Annotated in this window: 17 protein-coding genes; 10 read left to right on the top strand and 7 right to left on the bottom strand. The window is 63.1% G+C overall.

The features are described from left to right. The 4 genes from JQ567_RS06775 to JQ567_RS06760 form a co-directional block, all read right to left on the bottom strand. A complete protein-coding gene (locus tag JQ567_RS06775; RefSeq protein ID WP_212438086.1) occupies positions 1–1,296 on the bottom strand; it encodes an O-acetylhomoserine aminocarboxypropyltransferase in 1,296 nt (431 codons plus the stop codon). 45 nt (positions 1,297–1,341) lie between these two features. Next, a complete protein-coding gene (pncB, locus tag JQ567_RS06770) occupies positions 1,342–2,646 on the bottom strand; it encodes a nicotinate phosphoribosyltransferase (RefSeq protein WP_212438085.1) in 1,305 nt (434 codons plus the stop codon). A 61-nt stretch (positions 2,647–2,707) separates the two neighbouring features. Continuing rightward, positions 2,708–6,256 carry a molybdopterin cofactor-binding domain-containing protein gene (locus JQ567_RS06765; RefSeq protein ID WP_212438084.1) on the bottom strand — a complete coding sequence of 1,183 codons (3,549 nt, stop codon included), beginning with the start codon at positions 6,254–6,256 and terminating at the stop codon, positions 2,708–2,710. Beyond that, a complete protein-coding gene (locus tag JQ567_RS06760; protein WP_212438083.1) occupies positions 6,256–6,738 on the bottom strand; it encodes a (2Fe-2S)-binding protein in 483 nt (160 codons plus the stop codon). Before JQ567_RS06760 ends, JQ567_RS06765 begins: the two co-directional genes overlap by 1 nt. A 298-nt stretch (positions 6,739–7,036) precedes the next feature. Here JQ567_RS06760 and JQ567_RS06755 point away from each other — a divergent pair, with 298 nt between their 5' ends. From JQ567_RS06755 to JQ567_RS06715, 9 genes are all read left to right on the top strand, one after another. Continuing rightward, the gene (locus JQ567_RS06755; protein ID WP_212438082.1) at positions 7,037–8,485 is read left to right on the top strand and encodes a 6-hydroxynicotinate reductase; all 1,449 of its coding nucleotides are present in this window, start codon (positions 7,037–7,039) and stop codon (positions 8,483–8,485) included. After that, complete coding sequence (locus JQ567_RS06750) at positions 8,482–9,390, top strand: UPF0280 family protein (protein ID WP_212438081.1); 909 nt, start codon at positions 8,482–8,484, stop codon at positions 9,388–9,390. The genes JQ567_RS06755 and JQ567_RS06750 overlap by 4 nt, the downstream gene beginning before the upstream one ends. Before the next feature lie 15 nt (positions 9,391–9,405). Continuing rightward, positions 9,406–9,990 (top strand): amino acid synthesis family protein, encoded by a 585-nt coding sequence (locus JQ567_RS06745; RefSeq protein WP_192734881.1) that lies wholly within the window; start codon positions 9,406–9,408, stop codon positions 9,988–9,990. 26 nt (positions 9,991–10,016) lie between these two features. After that, positions 10,017–11,222 carry an ABC transporter substrate-binding protein gene (locus JQ567_RS06740; RefSeq protein WP_212438080.1) on the top strand — a complete coding sequence of 402 codons (1,206 nt, stop codon included), beginning with the start codon at positions 10,017–10,019 and terminating at the stop codon, positions 11,220–11,222. Positions 11,223–11,475: 253 nt separating this feature from the next. After that, positions 11,476–13,374: an ABC transporter permease gene (locus tag JQ567_RS06735; protein ID WP_212438079.1), complete on the top strand. Its 1,899-nt coding sequence runs from the start codon at positions 11,476–11,478 to the stop codon at positions 13,372–13,374. Beyond that, entirely contained in the window at positions 13,371–14,162 is a 792-nt protein-coding gene (locus JQ567_RS06730; protein ID WP_192734878.1) for an ABC transporter ATP-binding protein, read from the top strand. The genes JQ567_RS06735 and JQ567_RS06730 overlap by 4 nt, the downstream gene beginning before the upstream one ends. Next, entirely contained in the window at positions 14,159–14,863 is a 705-nt protein-coding gene (locus JQ567_RS06725; RefSeq protein WP_192734877.1) for an ABC transporter ATP-binding protein, read from the top strand. Before JQ567_RS06730 ends, JQ567_RS06725 begins: the two co-directional genes overlap by 4 nt. Positions 14,864–14,895: 32 nt before the next feature. After that, positions 14,896–15,351, top strand: coding sequence for a MarR family winged helix-turn-helix transcriptional regulator (locus tag JQ567_RS06720; protein WP_192734876.1), 456 nt, complete (start codon positions 14,896–14,898; stop codon positions 15,349–15,351). Positions 15,352–15,452: 101 nt separating this feature from the next. Continuing rightward, a complete protein-coding gene (locus JQ567_RS06715; RefSeq protein ID WP_212438078.1) occupies positions 15,453–16,448 on the top strand; it encodes an ABC transporter substrate-binding protein in 996 nt (331 codons plus the stop codon). 17 nt (positions 16,449–16,465) lie between these two features. Here the strand turns inward: JQ567_RS06715 and JQ567_RS06710 are convergent, their stop codons facing one another. Together JQ567_RS06710 and JQ567_RS06705 are read right to left on the bottom strand one after the other, a co-directional pair. After that, the gene (locus JQ567_RS06710) at positions 16,466–17,053 is read right to left on the bottom strand and encodes a hypothetical protein (protein WP_249165287.1); all 588 of its coding nucleotides are present in this window, start codon (positions 17,051–17,053) and stop codon (positions 16,466–16,468) included. Between the two features lie 83 nt (positions 17,054–17,136). Then, on the bottom strand, positions 17,137–18,537 hold the full coding sequence (locus tag JQ567_RS06705) for a selenium-binding protein SBP56-related protein (protein WP_212438076.1): 1,401 nt from the start codon (positions 18,535–18,537) through the stop codon (positions 17,137–17,139). A 347-nt stretch (positions 18,538–18,884) separates the two neighbouring features. Here JQ567_RS06705 and JQ567_RS06700 point away from each other — a divergent pair, with 347 nt between their 5' ends. Then, positions 18,885–19,673, top strand: coding sequence for a DUF4239 domain-containing protein (locus tag JQ567_RS06700; RefSeq protein ID WP_212438075.1), 789 nt, complete (start codon positions 18,885–18,887; stop codon positions 19,671–19,673). Positions 19,674–20,137: 464 nt separating this feature from the next. On the opposite strand, the gene JQ567_RS06695 is transcribed toward JQ567_RS06700, so the two are convergent. After that, a complete protein-coding gene (locus tag JQ567_RS06695) occupies positions 20,138–21,109 on the bottom strand; it encodes an ABC transporter substrate-binding protein (protein ID WP_212438074.1) in 972 nt (323 codons plus the stop codon). Positions 21,110–21,315: the final 206 nt, after the last annotated feature.

Below are 21,315 nucleotides of genomic sequence, written 5' to 3'. Positions count from 1 at the left end.
TCACACCTTCTGCGATGCGCGGAGCGCCTGGCCGAGATCGTCGATGATATCAGCCGCGGCTTCAATGCCGACCGATAGCCGCACCAGTTCCTCGCCGACGCCGGCGGCCTTGAGCTGCGCGGCGTCCATCTGCTGATGCGTGGTGCTGGCCGGATGGATCACCAGCGTCTTGGCGTCGCCGACATTGGCGAGGTGGCTGACCATGCGCAGCGTCTCGATGAATTTCTTGCCCGCGGGCCGGCCGCCCTTGATGCCGAAGCTGACGATCGAACCGGCGCCCTTCGGCAGCAGCCGCAGCGCCAATTGATGGTCGGGGTGATTTTCCAGTGCGGGATGCAGCACCCATTCGACCGCCTTGTTGGACTTCAGGAATTCCAGCACCGCGAGCGTATTGCTCATGTGGCGTTCCATGCGCACGCCCAGCGTCTCGACGCCCTGCAGCAGCTGGAATGCATTGGTCGGCGACAGGCACGCGCCGAAATCGCGCAAGCCCTCGGTGCGGGCGCGCATGATGAAGGCGGCCTGGCCGAACTGCTCGTCGAAGACGATGCCGTGATAGCCGGCATAGGGCTCGGTCAGGACCGGGAACTTGCCGGAATCGTGCCAATCAAAATGGCCGCCATCGACGATGACGCCGCCGATCGCGATGCCGTGGCCGCCGATCCATTTGGTCGCCGAGTTCATCACGATGTCGGCGCCAAGCTCGATCGGCCGGCTGAGAAACGGCGTGGCAAAGGTGTTGTCGATCAACAGCGGAATTTTGGCGTCATGGGCGATTTCCGCGACCGCCGGAATATCCAGCACCTCGAGGCCGGGATTGCCGATGGTCTCGCCGATGACAAGCTTTGTGTTCGGCTTGATCGCGTCGCGGAACTCGTCGAGCGCGCGTGGTTTCACGAATGTCGTGGTGATGCCGAAGCGCGGCAGCGTGTGCGCGAGCAAATTGATGGTGCCGCCATAGAGCGAGGAGGAAGCGACGATATGGTCGCCGGCATTGAGCAGGGTGGCGATGGCCAGATGCAGCGCGGCCATGCCGCTTGCGGTGCAGATCGCGCCGACGCCGGCTTCCAGCGCCGCAAGCCGCTCTTCGAGCACCGCGGTCGTCGGATTCGAAATCCGCGTATAGATATGCCCGGCGCGTTCCAGGTTGAACAGCGCGGCGGCATGGTCGGAATCCTGGAACACGTAGGACGTGGTCTGGTAGATCGGCACCGCGCGGGCGCCGGTGACTGGATCCGGGCGTTGGCCGGCATGCAGGCTCAGGGTTTCAAAGGCAGGCGGCTTGGGTGCGGGCATGCGGGCCTCGTCAAATCGTTTGGGTGGCCAGGGAGTGTTGCCGGTTCAGACGTGCACGGCGGCGCGGACGCGGCCGGCATTTCCGAACACGCGTATGTATCGCTCGACCTCGGACGGCGAGCCTGTCGCCTTTTCGGGATTGTCCGACAGTTTGACGGCCGGCCGTCCATCGACCGACGTCACCTTGCAGACGATCGAGATCGGATCGAGATCGGCCGATCCATCCGGCGCGCAGCCGACGAAATCATTGGTGAGGTTGGTGCCCCAGCCGAAGCTGACGCGGACCCGCCCGGTAAAATGCCGATAGGTCTCTTCGATCGACCCGACGTCCATGCCGTCGGAGAACACCAGCAGCTTCTCCCGGGGATCGCGGCCCTTCTGCTTCCACCACTTGATAATGTCTTCACCGGCAGCGATCGGCGGCGCGCTGTCGGGGCGAAAGCCGGTCCAGTCGGCGACCCATTCCGGCGCATCGCGCAGGAACGGCTTGGTGCCGAAGGCGTCGGGCAGCGCAATCAGCAAATTGCCGCCATAGGTGTGACGCCATTGATCGAGGATGCGATAGGGCGCCCAGCGCAGCTCTGTATCGTCATTGGCGAGCGCTGCCGCGACCATCGGCAATTCATGCGCATTGGTGCCGATCGCTTCGAGATCATTGTCCATCGCGAGCAGCACGTTGGAGGTGCCGGTGAAGGAGGATCCGAGGCCTTCCTTGACCGCCTCGACGCACCAGCGCTGCCACAGAAAACCGTGACGGCGGCGGGTGCCGAAGTCGGACAACCGCAAGCCTTCCAGTTTGCGCAGCCGCTCGACCTTGGTCCAGAGCTTTGCCTTGGCGCGGGCATAGAGCACGTCGAGCGCGAACCGCCCCTGTCCCTTCAGCGCCTGGCGCGAGCGCAGTTCGTTCATGATCGCGAGCGCCGGGATTTCCCACATCGTGGTGTGGGTCCACGGCCCGTGGAAGTGCAGTTCATACTGACCGTCCACCTTGCGCAGCTCGTATTCGGGCAGGCGAAAATTGGCGAGCCAGTTGATGAAGTCCGGGGAGAACATCTGGGTCTTGCCGTAGAACGTATTACCGGCGAGCCAGATCAATTCCTTCTTGGTGAAGCGGATGGTGCGGGCGTGGTCGAGCTGGGCGCGCAACTCGCCCTCATCGATGGTTTCGGCCAGCCGCACATGCTTGCTGCGGTTGATCACCGAAAACGTCACCTGCTGATCCGGGTAGAACTCCCGAATCATCTGCAGCATCAGCAGCTTGTAAAAGTCGGTATCCAGCAGGCTGCGCACGATCGGATCGAGCCGCCAGCCGTGGTTGTAGGTCCGGGATGCAATATCTGTGACTGCCATGCTGGAACTCTATCGCGACCGCGGCGGCCCAACCAGTGGCATTTGGCGGCGGCATGGCAGCTCAGCGCGCCATTTCCAGCCGGATTCGCCCAACGGTTGCGTGGATATCGCCCCATCCCGGCCGATCCGGGGCAAATTGTCGCCGCAGGTAGGCGGCGAGTTCGGCAACCTGGCCGTCGGTCAGGCTGTCCTTGAAGGCGGGCATATAGCCGAGGTCGCTGGTCACGGGGGCTTTGATGCCGTGCAGGATCACCTGGATCAGATTGTCGGGCACGGCGCTGTGCAGATTGCTGTTCAGTGCCAGCGACGGCCGGCTGCCGAACAGGGGCGCGCCGCCGACCTCGTGGCAGACCGCGCAGGCGCCGTGGTAGATCCGCGCGCCAACGCTGGAAGCCGCAACGAGCCTGGTGCTGGTCGCGGCCTCGAGCTTGGCGGCGAGCGCGTCCTGCGCGGGCTTATCGGTAGCAGTCTCGTTGAACGAGCCGAGATAGACCGCCATGGCGCGGATGTCCTGATCGGGCAGTGCGGCGAGTTCCTTCACGACCGGTGCCATCGGTCCCGCGGCGACGCCGTGCAGCCGCGACTCGCCGGTCCGTAAATAGGCGTAGAGCTCATCCTCGCTCCAGGGGATCGGCGCCTGCGACAGCGACGTCAGGGCGGGTGCTTCCCAGCCTTCCGCGAAGCCGCCCGCGAGGTAAGCACTTTGCTTCTCCGCGCCCAGCGCGTTGCGCGGCGAATGGCAGGCGCTGCAATGGCCGAGGCCCTCGACCAGATAGGCGCCGCGATTCCACAGTTCCGATTTGCTCGCATCTGCCTGGAATGGCTTTGACTGGTGGAACAGCGCGTTCCATCCGGCCAGCAGCGGGCGGATGTTGAACGGGAATGTCAGCTTGTTTTCCGGATTTTCCGCGCGCACCGGCGATTGCGCCATCAGATAGGCATAGAGCGCCTGCAGGTCGGCATCGGTCGTCTTCGCGAAATGCGTATAGGGAAACGCGGGATAAAGATGCTTTCCATCGCGATGAACGCCTTCGCGCATCGACCGTTCGAAGGCGGGATAGGACCATGCGCCGATGCCGGTTTCGACGTCGGGCGTGATGTTGGTGCTGTAGATGGTGCCGAACGGCGTTTCCAGCGGCCGGCCGCCGGCGTTGAGCACGCCATTGATGCTGGTATGACAGACCGCGCAGTCGCCGAGTGCCGCGAGTTGCTGGCCACGTGCGATGGTCGCCGCCGAATAGACCGACGCATCCGGCCGCGCGATCGGCGCGATCGCGCGCCACGGCAGCACGGCGGCGCCGACACCGATCACCGCCGCGCATAATGCCGCCGCCGTCGCCAGCACACCGCGCCGTCCGGCAAACGGATATTGCCATTTGCTCAGATCGGGTGCGGGCTGCGGCGCCGGCAATGCCTCCGGCACCACCGGCGCGTCGCCGTGCAATCCCCTCAAAATGCGTTCGGGCGTGAACGGCAATTCGCGAAAGCGCACACCGGTCGCATCATAGATCGCGTTGGCAATGGCCGCGGCGCTCGGCACCGAGGCGGATTCGCCGACGCCGAGCGGTGGCTGGTCCTGCCGCGGCAGCATCAGCACGTCGATGTCAGGTACATCGGGGAATTTGATGATGGGGTAGGCGCCCCATTCGCGCGCCGTTACCGACGCACGGTCGAACGACACTTCTTCCATCAGCGCGCGGCTGGTCGACTGGATCACGTTGCCGTGGATCTGGTGACGCACTCCGTCCGGGTTGATCATCAGCCCGGAATCCTGGCCCGCGACCACGCGGGTGACGCTGACATCGCCGGTCGCCTTGTTGACCGCGACGTCGGCGATCCATGCCGACCACGCCGCGCCATAGCCCGGGAATTTGCTGTGCACATAGAGCGCATAGGCAAAGCCGCGCCCGCGGACGATGTCGCCTTCGGCTTCCGGTTCGTGCCGTACCGGCCGCGGTTTCCACCCCGCGCGCTCGGCGACCGCATTGACGAGATCGACGGCGCGCGCATCCTTCAGGTAGCGCAGGCGATATTCGATCGGATCGACGCCGGCCTCGGTGGCGAGCTCGTCGATATAGGATTCATGCGCGAAAGTGTTGGGCAGTGCCGAGACGCCGCGGAACCAGGAGGCGCGCACGATCGGCGGCATGTCATGCGCCACAACGCGCATGTGATCGTAATCGTAAGGCGGGATCGCGGTGCGATCGCCCATTTCGAGCACGGCGGGCTCCGGCGCGATCCGCCCGGTGAGCAACAGTGCCAGCGTCGGCGCGCCGTTCGAGGGATAGCGCGTCGCAAAATCGTAAGCCGCCACGCTGCCGTCGGCATTCAGTCCGCCATTGACGTCCATCAATTGCCCGGTGCCCTTCGGCTCCCAGGCGTGTTCCTGTTCGCGGGTCAACTGCACGCGGACGGGACGTCCGACCGCGCGCGACAGCAGCAGCGCATCGGCGGTGACGTCGTCGGCGCAGTTGCGGCCATAGCAGCCGGCGGCTTCCATCCTGACAACATCGATCTCGGCTTCCGGCCGTTCGATCAAAAGCGCGAGATCGATGCGCAGGATGTGCGGGTTCTGCGTGCCGGACCACACCCGGACCGCGCCGTCCTGATAGTCGGCGACCGCGCAGGAGGGGCCGATCGAGCCGTGCATCTGATACGGCCAGACGTAAGTCCGCGCCATCGGCTTGGCGGCGGACGCGATGGCGGCATCGACGTCGCCCTTGTCGATCAGTGTCCGCGGCGTCGATGGATTGGCGCGCAGCGCCGTTTGGAGATCGCCAAGGTCGGGCAGAACAGGCACCGGCTTCCAGCTCACCTTGAGCTGCGCCGCCGCCTTGATCGCGTTCTCCTCGCGCTCGGCAACCACACCGACGAAATCGCCGATCCTCACTACGGCCACCAGCCCTGGAATATCGCGCACCGAGGCTTCATCGACCGCGATCAGGCTGGTGCCGACGAACGCGCCGGCGTCGATGCCGGCATAGGGCGGTCGCACGACCCGGCCGTGCAACATGCCGGGTACGCGCATGTCGTGGACGTAAACCAGTTCGCCGGTGGCTTTCGCCGGCAGGTCCACGCGGGGCACCGATTGCCCGACGATGGAATAGGCGCTGACATCCTTCACCGTTACATCTTCGGTGAGTTCGAGCCGAATGATCTCGCCGCCTATCAGTTCGCCGTAACTGACAGTGCGGTTGTCCTTGCCGCGGATCAATCCATCCTCAATCGAGAGGTCCTCGACCGGCACCTCCAGCCGTTCCGCCGCACGCGCGACCAAAAATTGCCGCGCCTGCGCCGCGGCCTTGCGCAGCGGCACCGCCGTGATCTGGATGGTTTCGCTGGCAATCGTCGCGCCCTGGTTGGGTACAACAGAGGTATCGCCGAGCACGACCACGACGCGGGCAAAGGACACGTCGAGTTCCTCGGCGACGATCTGTCCGAGTGCGGTTCGGATGCCGGTGCCGAGGTCGACATGGCCGTTATAGGCGGTGACCGAACCATCAGCGGTGATCTTGATGAAGGTCTCGAACGCGCCCGGCTCTGTCGGACGAACAACCGACAGCGATCCCTGCTGTGGTTCCTGCGTCGAAGGATTGTCCGGCGTTGCCATCAGTCGTGGGCCTCGACGGCGTGGCCCGCGGCCCGCATCGCGGCGCGGATAATCTCGATATGCGCGCCGCAGCGGCACAGATTGTAGCGCAGCGCTTCCAGCACTTCGGCTTCGGAAGGATGCGCGTTGCGCATCAGCAGCGCCTTGGTGCTGATGATCATGCCGTTCAGGCAGTAGCCGCATTGCGCAGCCTGCTCGCGGATGAAGGCTTCTTGAACCAGATCGGGATGCTCGCGCGAGCCGAGGCCTTCGAGCGTCACAATGTCGCGCCCGGCGCAGCCTTCAATCGGGATCACGCAGGAACGCGCCGCTTCGCCGTCGATCAGCACCGCGCAGGTGCCGCACTCGCCGAGCCCGCAGCCATATTTCGGTCCGTTCAAGGCGAGGTCGTTGCGCAGCACATAGAGCAATGCGGTGTCGGGCGCGGCGTCGACATCGCAGCTTTTGCCGTTGACGGTCAGGCGCATCGTGCTCTGCGTCATGCTCTGCGCCTTGATCCTGGGCCCCGGTTGCGCTGCAAAATATCGTGCGGAACGTGTTTCGAAGATACCGTTTGTATACAAACGTGCAAGCGGTGCGTTCCGCGAGTCAACTGCCGCCCACTTTATAAACAACGGCACGAGGCAAATGAGTTTTTATGCGGCAACCGCGCTTTTTCGCTGTTCCGCCCGCTTGACAGCGTTTCCGTCCGCGCGCAACATCGTTCGTGTACGAACAAAATGATCGTCTCGCGGGAATGCGGGTATGATCGGCGCCTCCCAGCGAGCAGGCTTGTTCACGATGACGGATACAACGACTGCCGGTGGCGACAAGATCCGCTGCGATGCCTGTCCGGTGATGTGCTACATCAAGCCGGGCGCGGCGGGCGCGTGCGATCGCTACGCCAATCACGACGGCGAACTGGTGCGCGTCGATCCGCATATCGTGCTGGAGCGAACGGTGTCGCATGGCGGACGGCTGGTGCCGTTCCAGGCCGGCGGCGGCGATTGGGACGGCAAGCTCGTCCGTGAGCCCAATGTGTTCGTGACCGCGATCGGCGCCGGCACGACGTACCCCGATTACAAACCGGCGCCCTTCATCGTGTCGTCCGAGATCGACGGCATCGACATGGTCACCGTCGTGACCGAAGGTATTTTCAGCTATTGCGGCGTCAAGGTGAAGATCGACACCGATCGCCATCTCGGGCCCGAGACCGCGACCGTCCGCGCGCAGGGCGAGGCGATCGGCCATGTCACAACAGGCGAATATGGCTCGCAGATGCTCTCGCTCGGCGGCGTGCATCATCTGACGGGCGGTTCCAAGAAAGAGGGGCGCGTCACCTGCGATGCGCTGATGGACCTTTCCAATTGCAAGCCGGTCGAACTGACAATCGATGGCGGTGCCACCGTGGTGGTGCAGGCGGGATACCCGCCTGTTGTCAATGGTGTGGCGGAAGAGCGGATGCGGGTCGGCTGCGGCTCGGCCACGATCGGCATGTTCGCCAAGCAATGGCACGGCAAGGTCGATGAGGTCGTGGTGGTGGACGACCACATCACCGGCGTTCTCAGCGAGCATCAGGCCGGCAAGCTGCTCGATATTCCCGATACCGGGATCAAGATGAAGGGGCGGCGCTCGACGCCGGGCCGTTATTTCCAGGTCGCCGAACCCGGCACCGGCTGGGGCGGCACCAAGATTTCCGATCCCTTGTCGGTGTTGGGCCCGTTCAATCCAAAGGAGGCGCGGCCCGGCCTGACGATGCTGATGGTGTCGACCACCGGCGAGCATGCCGCCTATTACGTGCTCGACGAGGCGCTCAGGCCGGTTGAAACGCAAATGCCGCACGATCTGAAACTCTCGGTCGAGCGTATCCAGGAAAATTGCGAACCGGCGCTATGCACGGTGTTGTTCATGGGCGGCGCCGGCGGCTCGCTGCGCGCCGGGGTCACCGACAATCCGGTGCGGCTGACGCGGTCGGTCAAGGACGCGCTGACGCGGGTCACCAGCGGCGGCGCGCCGGTCTATGTCTGGCCAGGCGGCGGCATCACGTTCATGGTCGATGTCACCCAGATGCCGGCCGGCGCCTTCGGTTATGTGCCGACGCCTGCCTTGGTCGCGCCGATCGAGTTCACGCTGCGGCTTTCGGACTACGCGGCGCTGGGCGGCCACATGGATTACGTCCGTCCGCTGGCATCCCTCAAGGACAACACCGAAGTCCGCCCTATGCCCTACATGCCGGGACGGCACGCATGAAACGCCTCCCGCAAATAGCGCTTCTTCCTGACGGCAAGCGGCTGCATTTGCAGGACGGTCCAATCGATCTGATCATTGAGGCAAAGGGGCAGGCGGCGGAGGTCGGAGCCGCCTATGAGGCCGCGGCGCGGCGCTTCACCGGTTTGCTCGATGAACTCTGCGAGGAATTGAATGGGCTGCGTCAGCCGGCAAATCCCGTACAATGCGCGTTGCAAGGCGTGGTCGCGCGCCGCATGCATGCGGCGGTGGCGCCGTTTGCCGCCGATCATTTCATCACGCCGATGGCGGCGGTAGCGGGCTCGGTTGCGGAAGAAATTCTCGGCGCGATGCTGGGCGCGGCGCGTCTCGATCGCGCCTATGTCAATAATGGCGGCGACATCGCGCTGCATCTGACCGGCGGCGAACAATTCACCGTCGGCCTGATGGACCGGCCGGACCGCCATGGCCTGATGCGTACGATGATCGTCGATGCCGATGACCCGGCCCGGGGCGTCGCGACCAGCGGCCGCCATGGCCGCAGTTTCTCGCTCGGCATTGCCGACGCGGTCACCGTGCTGGCGCGAACGGCCTCAACGGCCGATGCCGCCGCCACCATCATCGCCAATGCCGTCGATTTGCCCGGTCATCCTGCGATTGTCCGCTGTCCGGCCAATGAATTGCAGCCCGACAGCGACCTCGGTCCGCGCCTCGTCACCCGCGATGTCGGGCTTTTGACGGAAGACGAAATCGACCGGGCGCTGCGGGCAGGGGCAAATCAGGCGCAGCAATTGCTTGTCGCGGGGTTGATCGAAGGCGCGGCGTTACGCCTGCTTGGCGAAACGCTCGTGGTCGGAATTACTGGTGGCCAGGCGCCAGCGTTGCATGCCCATCACGGAAGCGCGATAGAAAGTGCAGTTCATGCTTGAGCGGGAAAAAGGCCAATGAGCGCCATCATTCGCAAGATCGTCACGGTGGTCGAAGAAACCCATCTGGAGATGGGAAAGACGATCGCGCCGCCGACACGGCGTGCCGCGGCGATTGCCGTGATCGAAAATCCATTCGCCGGAAAATATGTCGAAGACCTCTCGCCCCTGATCGCGATCGGCGAGGAGCTCGGCGAACTGCTATCGAAGCGGGCGGTGGCAGCGCTCGGGATCGACGGCGCCAAGGCACAGAGCTATGGCAAGGCCGCAGCGGTCGGCGAAAACGGCGAACTCGAACACGCGGCCGCGATACTGCACCCGAAGATGGGCGCGCCGGTGCGCAAGGTGCTGAGCAAGGGCGCGGCGCTGATTCCGTCCTCGAAGAAGCGCAGCGGTCCGGGCACCACGCTGGATATTCCGCTCGGCCACAAGGACGCGGCCTTCGTGCGCAGCCATTTCGACGGCATGGAAGTGCAGATCAACGACGCGCCGCGCGCCAACGAGATCATGGTGGCGGTCGCGGTCACCGACAGCGGCCGGCCGCTGCCGCGGGTCGGTGGATTGACGGTTGCTGAAGTCAAAGGCGAAGACGGATTAAGATAATTTCTTCAACATTGGAGGGTGTGGGTATGCGACGGAGTTATTTGCTGGGAGCAGGATTGGCGATCGCGGTTGCCGGCATGGCGAGTTCAGCTATGGCGCAGAGCGGCGAAATCAAGATCGGCGAGATCAACAGCTATTCGCTGCTGCCCGCCTTCACCGAGCCCTACCGCAAGGGCTGGCAGCTCGCGCTTGAGGAAATCAACGCCGCGGGCGGCATCAACGGCAAGAAGCTTGTGGTCGTCTCCAAGGACGACGGCGGCAAGCCGGCCGACGCGCAGACCGCGGCCAATGAACTGGTGTCGAGCGAGAACGTCGCGATGCTGACCGGCACTTTCCTGTCCAACATCGGTCTTGCCGTCAGCGATTTTGCAAATCAGAAGAAGGTGTTTTTTCTCGCAGCAGAACCGTTGACCGACGCCATCACCTGGTCGAAGGGCAACCGCTACACCTTCCGCCTGCGTCCTTCCAACTACATGCAGGCGGCGATGCTGGTGGAAGAAGCCGCCAAGCTGCCGGCAAAGCGCTGGGCCACGATCGCGCCGAACTATGAATACGGCCAGTCGGCTGTCGCCGTGTTCAAGAAGCTGATGTCGGTGAAGCGTCCCGATATCGTCTGGGTTGACGAGCAGTGGCCGCCGCAGGGCAAGATCGACGCGGGCCCGGTAGTGCAGGCCGTGGCCGCCGCCAATCCCGAAGCGATCCTCAACGTCACCTTCGGCGCGGATCTCGTAAAGCTCGTCCGAGAGGGCAACACCCGCGGCCTGTTCAAAGGGCGCTCGGTGGTGTCCTTCCTCACCGGCGAGCCGGAATATCTCGATCCGCTGAAGGAAGAAACGCCTGAGGGCTGGATCGTCACCGGTTACCCCTGGTACGACATCAAGACGCCTGATCACGACAAGTTCCTGAAAGCCTATCAGGCCAAGTTCAACGACTATCCGCGCCTCGGCTCGATCGTCGGCTACCAGACCATCAAGGCGGCCGCAGCGATCCTCGCCAAGGCCAACTCGACCGATCCGGAGAAGCTGATCGCCGCGACCGAAGGGCTGTCGATGCCGTCACCGTTCGGCGAAATTACCTTCCGCAAGATCGATCACCAGTCGACGCTCGGTGCTTATGTCGGCAAGACCGCGCTGAAGGACGGCAAGGGCGTGATGGTGAACTCGGTCTATCGCAAGGGCACGGATTATCTCCCGAGCGATGCCGAAGTCGAAAAGCTTCGTCCGAAGGATTGAGGGCGGAGGCGCTGACACTTCTCCCTCGCCCCGCTCTTCGCGGGAGAGGTAGGAAACAGTGCGTAGGGTGGGTTAGCTGCAGGCGTAACCCACCACCTCGTGCGGCAGAATGGCGGGTTACGCGGAGTTTATCATCGGGCCGCGCCTTGCGCGGACCCGGTGGCTAACCCACCCTACGAATCCCAAACCTCTCCCGCAAGCGGGGAGAGGTTAGCAAGAACGACCTAACCAACGCGCGAGCAACAGACCGCCCATGGCCTTCTACTTCGTTCAGTTCCTGACCGGTCTCGCCAGCGCGGCATCGCTGTTTCTGGTCGCGTCGGGTCTGTCGATCATCTTCGGCGTGACGCGGATCGTGAACTTCGCCCATGGCGCGTTCTACATGCTCGGCGCCTACGTCGCGTTCACGTTGACCGAGCGCTTCTCCGGCGCGTTTGGTTTCTGGGGCGGCATTGTCGTGGCGGCGCTGATCGTGGCCGTGGTCGGCGTGATCGTCGAGATGGTGCTGCTGCGGCGGATCTATCATGCGCCCGAACTGTTTCAGTTGCTGGCCACTTTCGGCCTGACCCTGATGGTCGAGGACCTCGTGGTGCTGATCTGGGGGCCAGATGATCTCCTGGGCCGCCGCGCGCCGGGCTTCAAGGGCGCGGTCGATTTCTTCGGCCAGAACATTCCGACCTACGACCTGTTCCTGATCGGGCTCAGTCCGGTCGTGCTTGGCGTCCTATGGCTGCTGTTCCAGCGTACCCGCTGGGGTGTGCTGGTGCGCGCGGCGACGCAGGACCGCGACATGGTCGCGGCGCTGGGCGTCAATCAGAAATGGCTGTTCACCAGCGTGTTCGCGCTCGGGGTCTTTCTCGCGGCTCTAGGCGGCGCGCTGCAGATCCCGCGCGATGCGGTGCATCACGCGCTCGATCTGCGCATTATCGTCGACGTGTTCGTCGTGGTCGTCATCGGCGGGCTCGGCAGCATCATCGGCGCGTTCGTGGCCGCGGTGCTGGTGTCGGAGCTCAACGCCTTCGGCATTCTGATCTTCCCGAAGATTTCCATCATCCTCGTATTCCTTGTCATGGCGGTGGTGCTGATTGTCCGTCCGTGGGGCCTGTTCGGAAAACCGGAGGCCGCCGCGCGTCGCACGCCGGGGCTATCAGTCAATCCCTGGCGGCCGCTGACGACAAACGAACGCTGGCTGGCAATGGCCGGACTTGCGGTTGCGGCGATGCTGCCGCTGTTCGCCGGCAATTATGCGCTCACCGTCGGTTCGGAAATCGCGATCTTCGTGATCTTTGCCGCCAGCCTGCATTTCCTGATGTCGGTCGGCGGCCTCGCTTCATTCGGCCACGCCGCCTATTTTGGCCTCGGTGCTTATGGTGTTGCGTTCCTCGCCAAGATGGCGGGGCTACCGATGATCGTGTCCCTTCTCGTCGGCCCGCTGCTCGGTCTGCTCGGCGCAGCCATCTTCGGCTTCTTCGCCGTGCAATTGTCCGGCGTCTATTTCGCGATGCTGACACTGGCGTTCGCGCAGATCGTCTGGTCGATCGCGTTCCAGTGGGTCACGGTGACCGGCGGCGATAACGGCATTTTGGGCGTCTGGCCGGAAAAATGGGCGGCGGGCCCGGCGAGTTTCTACTGGCTGTCGCTCGGCGTCGCCGCGATCGCGGTGGCGATATTGCGGGTGATCGTGTTCTCGCCGTTCGGTTTCGCGCTGCGCGCGACCCGGGATTCGCTGCTGCGCAGTGAAGCCATCGGCATCAACGGCAAGCGTGTGCAATGGACCGCCTTCGTGATCGCGGGCACGGTCGCCGGATTTGCCGGCGCGTTGTTCGCGTACCTGAAAGGCAGCGTGTTCCCCGACAGCCTCGGCATCTCGCTGTCAGTCGATGCGCTGGTCATGGTGCTGCTCGGCGGCGTCGAGACCGTCTCCGGCGCCGTGGTCGGCGCCATCGTCTTCAAGGCGCTCAACATCTGGCTGGTGAGCCAGACCGATTTGTCCAAGCTTGTGCTCGGCGCCTTCGTCGTGCTGATCGTGGTGGCCTTCCCCAAAGGCATCGTCGGGGTGCTGGAGACGATCCGCAATCGCCGCAAGTCTTCAACGTCTGAATCATCGTCTAAGTCGTCCTTGGTCACTTCCCCGATCGAGACCGCCGAATGAGCATGGTCCCCACATTGCTGTCGGTCGAGAACCTGAGCAAATCCTATGGCGGGGTTCACGCCGTGCGCAGCGTTTCGTTTGCGCTGCGCGCCGGTGAAATCCTGGCGCTGATCGGACCCAATGGCGCGGGCAAGAGCACCTGCTTCGACATGCTCAATGGCCAGAACACCCCCGACAGCGGCCGGATCAATCTGCTCGGCGAAGACACCGTCGGCAAGAAGCCGCGCCAGGTCTGGCGGCTCGGTGTCGGCCGCACCTTCCAGATCACCGCGACATTCCCGACCATGACCGTGCGCGAGAACGTGCAGGTCGCGCTGGTGTCCTACGGGCGGCAGTTATTCAATCTCTGGGGCTCGACGGCGCGCTACGCCCGCGAGGAAGCCGGCCGGCTGCTCGACCTCGTCGGCATGGGCGCCTATGCCGGACGTCCCTGCGGCGAGCTCGCCTATGGCGATCTGAAGCGGCTGGAACTTGCGATTGCGCTCGCCAACCAGCCAAAGCTTCTGTTGATGGACGAGCCGACTGCGGGCATGGCGCCGCGCGAGCGCATCGAACTGATGCGGCTCACCGCGCAGATCGCCCGTGAAAAGTCGATCGGCGTGCTGTTCACCGAACACGATATGGACGTGGTGTTCGAACATGCCGACCGCATCCTCGTGCTCAACCGCGGCAGCCTGATCGCCGAGGGCACACCCGAACAGGTCCGCGGCAACCCGCAGGTGCGCGCCATCTATCTCGGCGAGGGCCTGGTCTATGATTCGCGGCATCGCGAGGGAGCCGGCGCATGAAGCTCTCGGTGCAGGACCTCAACAGCTATTACGGCCCGGCGCATATCCTGTTCGATATCGCGCTTGAGGTCGGCGAGGGCGAGGTCGTCGCGCTTCTTGGCCGCAACGGCGCCGGCAAGTCCACCACCTTCCGTTCCATCGTCGGTCTGGTCCAGCAGCGCTCCGGCCGCATCCTGTTCGAAGGCAGGGACGTCTCCACCGAGCCGACGCATGCGATCGTGCGCGGCGGGCTCGGCTACGTGCCGGAAGAGCGGCGCATCTTCACGGATCTGACGGTTGAGGAGAATCTCGAAGTCGGCCGCCAGCCGAAGCGTCCCAATGCGCCGCATTGGACCCGCGAAAAGCTGTTCACGCTGTTTCCGAACCTTGGCGAGATGCGCGGGCGTCCTGGCGGGCGCATGAGCGGCGGCGAGCAGCAGATGCTGACGATCGCGCGGACGCTGATGGGCAATCCATCCCTGGTGCTGCTCGATGAGCCTTCCGAGGGGCTGTCGCCGAAGATCGTGGAACAGATGGTCGACGCCATCCTGGCCATGAAGAAGGAAGGCGTCAGCATCCTCGTTTCCGAACAGAATTTGCATTTCGCCCGGCTGATCTGCGACCGCGCCTACATCATCGAGCGCGGCAAGATCTGCTATGGCGGCACGATGGCTGAACTCGACGCACGTCCGGATATCCGCGACGCGCATCTGTCGCTGTAACCGGCGGCGGCAAACAAGAAGAGAGAGCGCAGATGGGCAGGAGTGTTTCGGCGAAACGGAGCGTCAAGCCTGCGCGGCCGTCCTACATTCTGGACGAGCAGGTCGGCTTCATCCTGCGCCAGGTCTGGCAACGCCATTCGACGATTTTCGCCCGCGAGATCGGCATCAATTTGACCCCGACGCAATGGGCCGCAGTTGCGAAACTGACCGAGACCGGTCCGTGCTCGCAAAATCTCCTGGGCCGGCTGACCGCGATGGACGTTGCCACCATCAAGGGTGTGATCGACCGCCTCACGGCGCGCGGCCTGACCGAGACCAGCCCGGATCCGGAGGACGGCCGCCGCCTGCTGGTGAGCCTGACGCGGGCAGGGCAGCAGCTCGCCGAAAAAGCCGCGCCCAATGCACTCGCGATCACCCGGGAAACCCTGGCGCCGCTCGACGCCAAGGAGCGCGAGACGCTGATGGCGCTGCTGGACAAGCTCAGGTGATCCAAGGCCGTCCGGGCCAAGGCCACAACACAGATGGCTTGTGCCGGCTTGTATGATACTCTGGACAAGCGATGGATTGTCCCTAGGCTAGGGCGCGAGACATGAAGCGGCGCGAGTTCATCATGGCCATCGGCGGCGTGACGCTGTGGCCACTCGCGGCATGGGCGCAGCAATCCAGGAATGCACCGCGAATTGGCTTTCTGATAACAGGGTCGCTTGAACTCCCCGCGACGCGCGCATCCTTGAAGGCCTTCCACAAGGGACTATCGGAATACGGCTATATCGAAGGGCAGAACATCTTCATAGAGGTCCGGGCGGCGGACTCGAAGGTCGAGCGTTTTCCGGCTCTGGCGAGGGAGATGGTGGGACTTAAGGTCGATCTTATCGTCGCATCAAACTCGCTCGCCGCCCTGGCCGCTCAGCAAGCGACCGCGACAATTCCAATTGTCGTGCCGGTGATGGGCGATCCCGTCGGAGATGGACTCGTCGCGAGCCTCGCGCGGCCGGGGGGAAATATCACGGGGCTGACTTTTCTTGGCCCGCAGCTTGTACCCAAGCGCCTGGGCCTGCTCAAGGAAGCGCTGCCCTCGGTTTCGCATGTGGCCGTGCTCTGGCATCCCGCCGCATACGGCGAACACACGATGAAGAGCATGATGAATGAAGCAGAGGACGCCGCACGTGCCCTGGGAGTCCACCTGCGGTTTGTTGCTGCGCGCGGCCCCGACGAACTACAGCCGGCATTTTCCGCGATTGGGGCGGCGCGCGCGGATGCCCTTCTCGTCTTTCCAAGCCCGATGCTCTTCACCGAACGAAAGCGCATTGTTGACCTCGCCACCCAGCATCGGCTGCCCCTGATGGCGATGGGCAAGGAGTTCGTGCAACTCGGTGGATTTATGTCCTACGGAGCGGACATCACCGACTTCAACCGTCGCTGCGTTTTCTACGTGGACAAGATTCTCAAAGGCGCGAGGCCGGCCGATCTGCCGGTCGAGCAAGCTACGAAGTTCGAACTATTCATCAACCTCAAGACTGCGCAGTTGCTTGGCATCGAGATTCCACCATCGCTTCTCGCGAGGGCCGACGAAGTAATCGAATGATTCGCGCAGGACTCGCGTTATTCCGTCAGGCTGAACGTCAGTGCAATGGCTCCCACCAGAATGAGGCTGACGGCCCATGACGTATCCAGATTGAACCAGCTCCGCGATACGAATTTGAGGCCAAGATAACGGTACACCAGCCACGCCAGGCATCCGCCGGCGGCAATCATCGCGATGGCGTGGACGACGGCGACCAGCCCGGCCATACCGAGATTGGCGTTGATGAGGCTCAAAGCTGCCTCGTGGCCTTTGTCGAGGTCGGCCTCCCGGCAGAGTCCGAGATAGATCGGCACCAGCATCAGCCCCGCGCCGTGCGCGATTGCGACGGCAAAGGACCACAGCCCCAGTTGCGTCGGCCGTATCCGCGCCAAGGCTCTTGGATGGCGCCGATCGACAAGGCGGAAGATACCGAACCCGATGACAAGGAAGCTGGCGCCGATCTGGATCTGGCGCTGCCATTCGACGAGGGTGACCAGCAGCGCGAAGGGTAGGAGCACCAGCAGCATCGCCAGCAGATGGCCGGCCGTCAGCGGCACCAGCGCGGCGCCGAGGGCACGCGTCGTCCTTTCCATCAATCCGGCGGATACAGCGAGCGGCCATCCCATTCCCGGATTTACTCCGTGGTAGAGGCCGCTCGCGATGACAGCCAGCCAGAGCCAAGCCGGTGTCCAATCCGCCGTGCTCACATTCAAGCCGACGGATAGCAGAATGAATCGGTCGAACAGTCTCCACCATCGAGCCTGATCTGATGCGCCCGGTATCCGTCGGGGAAGCTCACGCAATAGTCTTTTGCCAGTTCGAGGCCGCCTTTCGGGTTTGCATTGGCCATCACCTCGACACCCGGAATGCCCTGCGGATAGAATTGGTCGTCCCAGGTCGAGTAGAGCGAGTTGGTCCAGTAGACGCGTTTGCCGTCGCGGCTGATCTCGACCATCTGGGGCCCGCCTGCATAGGCCTTGCCGTTCGGATGAGGCGTGCGGCGTGCGATGCCGCCGATGTGAACCGATCCGGCAAGCTCGGGCTTTCTGGGATCACTGACATTGTATTGACGCATCTCGCCGGTCCCCCAGCAGGCGACGTAGAGAAACTTGTCGTCCATCGACAGGTCGATGTCGGACACCAGCGGCGGCACGGCACCAAAGCCTTGCAGAAGCGGCGGCAACTGGTCCTTCGCCGCGGGCTCGGGCGGGATCGTCGCCGTCTTCTCGATGTGAAATTTTCCGCCATCGCGCCACCAGGTCCAGATCGAGCCTTCCAGGTTCGTGGTGTCGACCACGACGCCCAGGAAGCCGTACTCCTTGACGGGATCATGCGCGGGACGCACCTCCAGCGCCATTTGATGGTTGGCACCGAGGTCGATGGTCTGGACGTTTCGCCGGGCCCGCAGGTCCCAGAAATGGATCCGATGGCCGTATTTGTTCGAGAGCAGATCCTCCGGCACGATCCCGTTCTCGAACTGCGGCGGCAGCGCCCACTCGCTGCTCACCATGTAATCGCGCGGCAGGTTCCACCAGAAATCATAGTGCTTCTCTTGAGGACCACGATCGATCTCCCACCGTCCCAGCACTTCGAATGTCTCGCAGTCCATGATGAAGATGCCGGGCGGTCCATCGGTGCCGTCCTTGCCGCCGCCGCCGAGCGTAGAGACGTAAATCCCATCCGGCCCGCAATGGATCGTGTGCGGCCGCGAGTACCCGGTCTTTTTGAAGACCTCCTCAGGCTCGATGATCTTGTGAATCTTCGCCTGGGTGGGATCCGGTTTGGTATCGACGATGTAGATCCGGGAGGACCGCATACCGGGGATGATGAGGTAGCGGCGCTCGAGGAAGGCGTGCCCGGTGAGCGGTGACAAGGCCGATGAGCAGGCGTTCCATCCGAAATGGTGAAATTCGTCGCCCTTGTTGGGCATCGTCACGGTGTGGACGATCTGACCGAAACGCGAAGAGCCGGGCTTGACGTCGATCACGGCAAGCGCGTCGGGTTTTGAAAAGTCCGGGCTGAGCAGCAAGGTGTAGGCGAAGTTCTCTGGCGGAGCTTCCATCGCAAGCTTCGGCGACGCGTGAAACGTGGGGTCTGGTCTCATCGTCATCGTACTGCCTCCCTGGTTGCCTTGGTGGGTACATGGCTCAGCGGCATGCAGCAGAACTAACCCGGCTCGTTGAGTCCTCTTGACTGTGCCGCCGGCGGGGTTCGCTGATGGTGATCATACACCTCAATGCTATCAGGTGAAAGAAACGATCGGGGCGCCGATCCCGCGGCGGCCGGGAAGGCCGCACCGCACGCGCCCGCCGTCTCGAGACAAATGCCGGCGTCACTCAATGTGAGGGAGCGCAAAATGCTGATGGATTTGTTGAAACGAGATGCGGTGATTGCGGATAGCCCGGGAATTTCACATAATTGCGTCCGGTTGGATCCGGGCACGGGGCGGGGAGCGCAATGAGCGACTGGTTGCACAATCTGCCCGTACCAGTGATGGCGCTTTCGATCTTTGCCTTCACCTATCTGCTCGCCATCATGATCTTCGCTGCGGTTGCGGCACTCGCGACGGGAGAACGCGCAAAATCATTCCAGGCGATTTCGCCGGGCATGCTGCCGGTGCTGGGCATCATCTTCGGCCTGTTCGTCGCCTTCACCGCCGCCCAGGTCTGGAGCGACAATGATCGCGCCAGTGCGGCGGTAAGCCGTGAAGCCAGCGCGCTGCGGGCCACCGTGCTGCTTGCCGCCGGCCTGCCGCCCGAACAGGAGAGCCGGGTGCGCGATCTCGTTCGCGGCTATATCGAGCAAACCGCCAAGGTTGAATGGCCGATGATGGCAGGGCAGACAGCCTCGCTGAGGCCGGCTCCTCCCGCTCTCACCGAGGCGCTGCAACTCGTTGTCTCGATGACGCCGCAGGGGGCGGGCCAGCAGACCGCACAGCGCGAGATCATCAGCGCATTGGGAATCGCGCTGGATGCGCGCCGGCAGCGGATCATCGTCAGCCAGGCGGAAGTCAATCCGGTTAAATGGTGGAGCCTGTATTTGCAGGCGATTTGCGAACTCTTCGTGATCGCGCTCGTTCACTGCGGTAACCGGCTGGCATCGGGGATTGCGATGGCGCTGTTCGCGACCGGCGTCGCCGCCTCGGTGTTGTTGATCGCCGCCCACGACCGGCCATTCACTGGTCAAATTTCGGTCGGACCGGAGCCGCTTCTGCAGATCATGCCGGATGCATCGACGGGCCGGTGAGCGCTGTATTCTGCGAGCGCGAGATCAAACGAGGCCCGGAGTGCCTAGGAGTCCGGGCCTCGTGATCAAACAACCCCTTGGACATCGGTGTGATGACCGAAGTCCATCCCCCAGCTGTTCGCGGACGCTTTATAGGCAATGTCGCTTAAGGTGACTAACCCGGAGAACTACGGGGGCGTCGCTTCCATCGCCACAACTATGCGCACGCTTGCGCCGCCGCTAATCAGGAACACCGGCGCGGCGAAGCCCTTCGTAGTAAGGCTCGAACTTGTCGCGCATGGCGACCGGATAACGGCGAATGAGCCGGCCTCGGCATTGGACACGATCAGGCGCAGCATTCCCCGGTCAATCGCGTCAGTTTGGCCGTCGTCCGACGATGTCCCGTCTTCCCTTGAAAACGGACTCGTCAGGGCCGGTCGCCATGTCTCAAGGTGCCACTAACGGAAGTTGTCCAATTCATTCGATCAGCTTGTCAGTTCGGGGGCTATAATGTTGTCGGGAATGGTTAGGCCAAGCGCCGCGGCCGTTTTTACATTTAGAGCAAATTCAAAGACAACAGGCTGTTCTACGGGAAGTTCTGCTGGGTTGGCTCCTTTGAAGATCTTGTCGACGTAATGCGCCACCTTGCGATAAACCGGCTTTAGATCGGGGCCGTAGCTCGCTAGTCCGCCCAAATCAACAAAAGTGCTGAGTTGATAAAATGCCGGTAGTCTTGTTTTGGCGGCTAACGAAACAATCTTCGGCCGGGTTGGATCGGCAAGGACAAACAGAGCGTCGCAGTGTTCCTGCCGCATCCTGTCAAACGCCTGTTCGAGATCGTCAGGCGTGGGCGCCATCACTCGAACGACGGTAAGGTCAAACGATTTCGCAGCAGTTTCCACCAACTCGTATTGCTGCGGGTGGGTCGGATTCGTGGACATTAGCACCGCAATACGCTTGGCGGACGGCAGTACGCTGTGGAGGAGTTCAACCGATTTGCCGACGGCGTCGCCAAACATATTGGCCATACCGGTAATGTTTCCTCCGGGATGAACTAAGCTCTTGATGAAGCCTGAGCGAACCGGATCAGTGGCAGGGGCCATTACAATGGGAATGGTCGAGGTGGCGCGCTGGGCAGCAGCTATGGTTGGGGTTGCGACAGCAACAATAACATCCGGCCGGCGCGTAATTAGCTCGGTTACCAATGAAGGTAAGCGTTCAGCTTTCCCCTCTCCATTCCTACTATCGATGACAAGGTTCTTGTCCTCAATGTAGCCAAGCGCCCGCATCTCCGCGCGGAAAGCGTCAAATAGCGCACGGGCAGCGGGATGGTCCAAAGTTTCCGGATGAAGGTATGCGATACGCCACACCTTGCCAGCCGGTTGCTGCGCAAGTGCTATGCCCGGCCACAAAGCAGCCGCACGCGCCACTAAGGTGACGAACTCCCGGCGTCGCATGGCGCCTCCGAGGGACACGCACGATCCGATGCGCGGACCTTAACACGTTGCGAGCGGACGGACAGATACCCGGAACAACAATATTTGTGGAAGCCGACGTCCGTTGTGGCCCAAACTCGGAAGTCTGAGTGCGCAACCGGGAAGTCCGCTTTGCCCTTTGCAAGAGGCATCTTCAGCCAGGCCTTTCAGGTCCGAAAAAGCGCCAA

This window comes from Bradyrhizobium sp. AUGA SZCCT0431, assembly GCF_018131065.1.
In the GTDB taxonomy this organism is placed as follows: Bacteria; Pseudomonadota; Alphaproteobacteria; order Rhizobiales; family Xanthobacteraceae; genus Bradyrhizobium.
The sequence above is the reverse complement of the archived record's forward strand: the minus strand, read 5'-3'. Positions and strand labels throughout refer to the sequence as shown.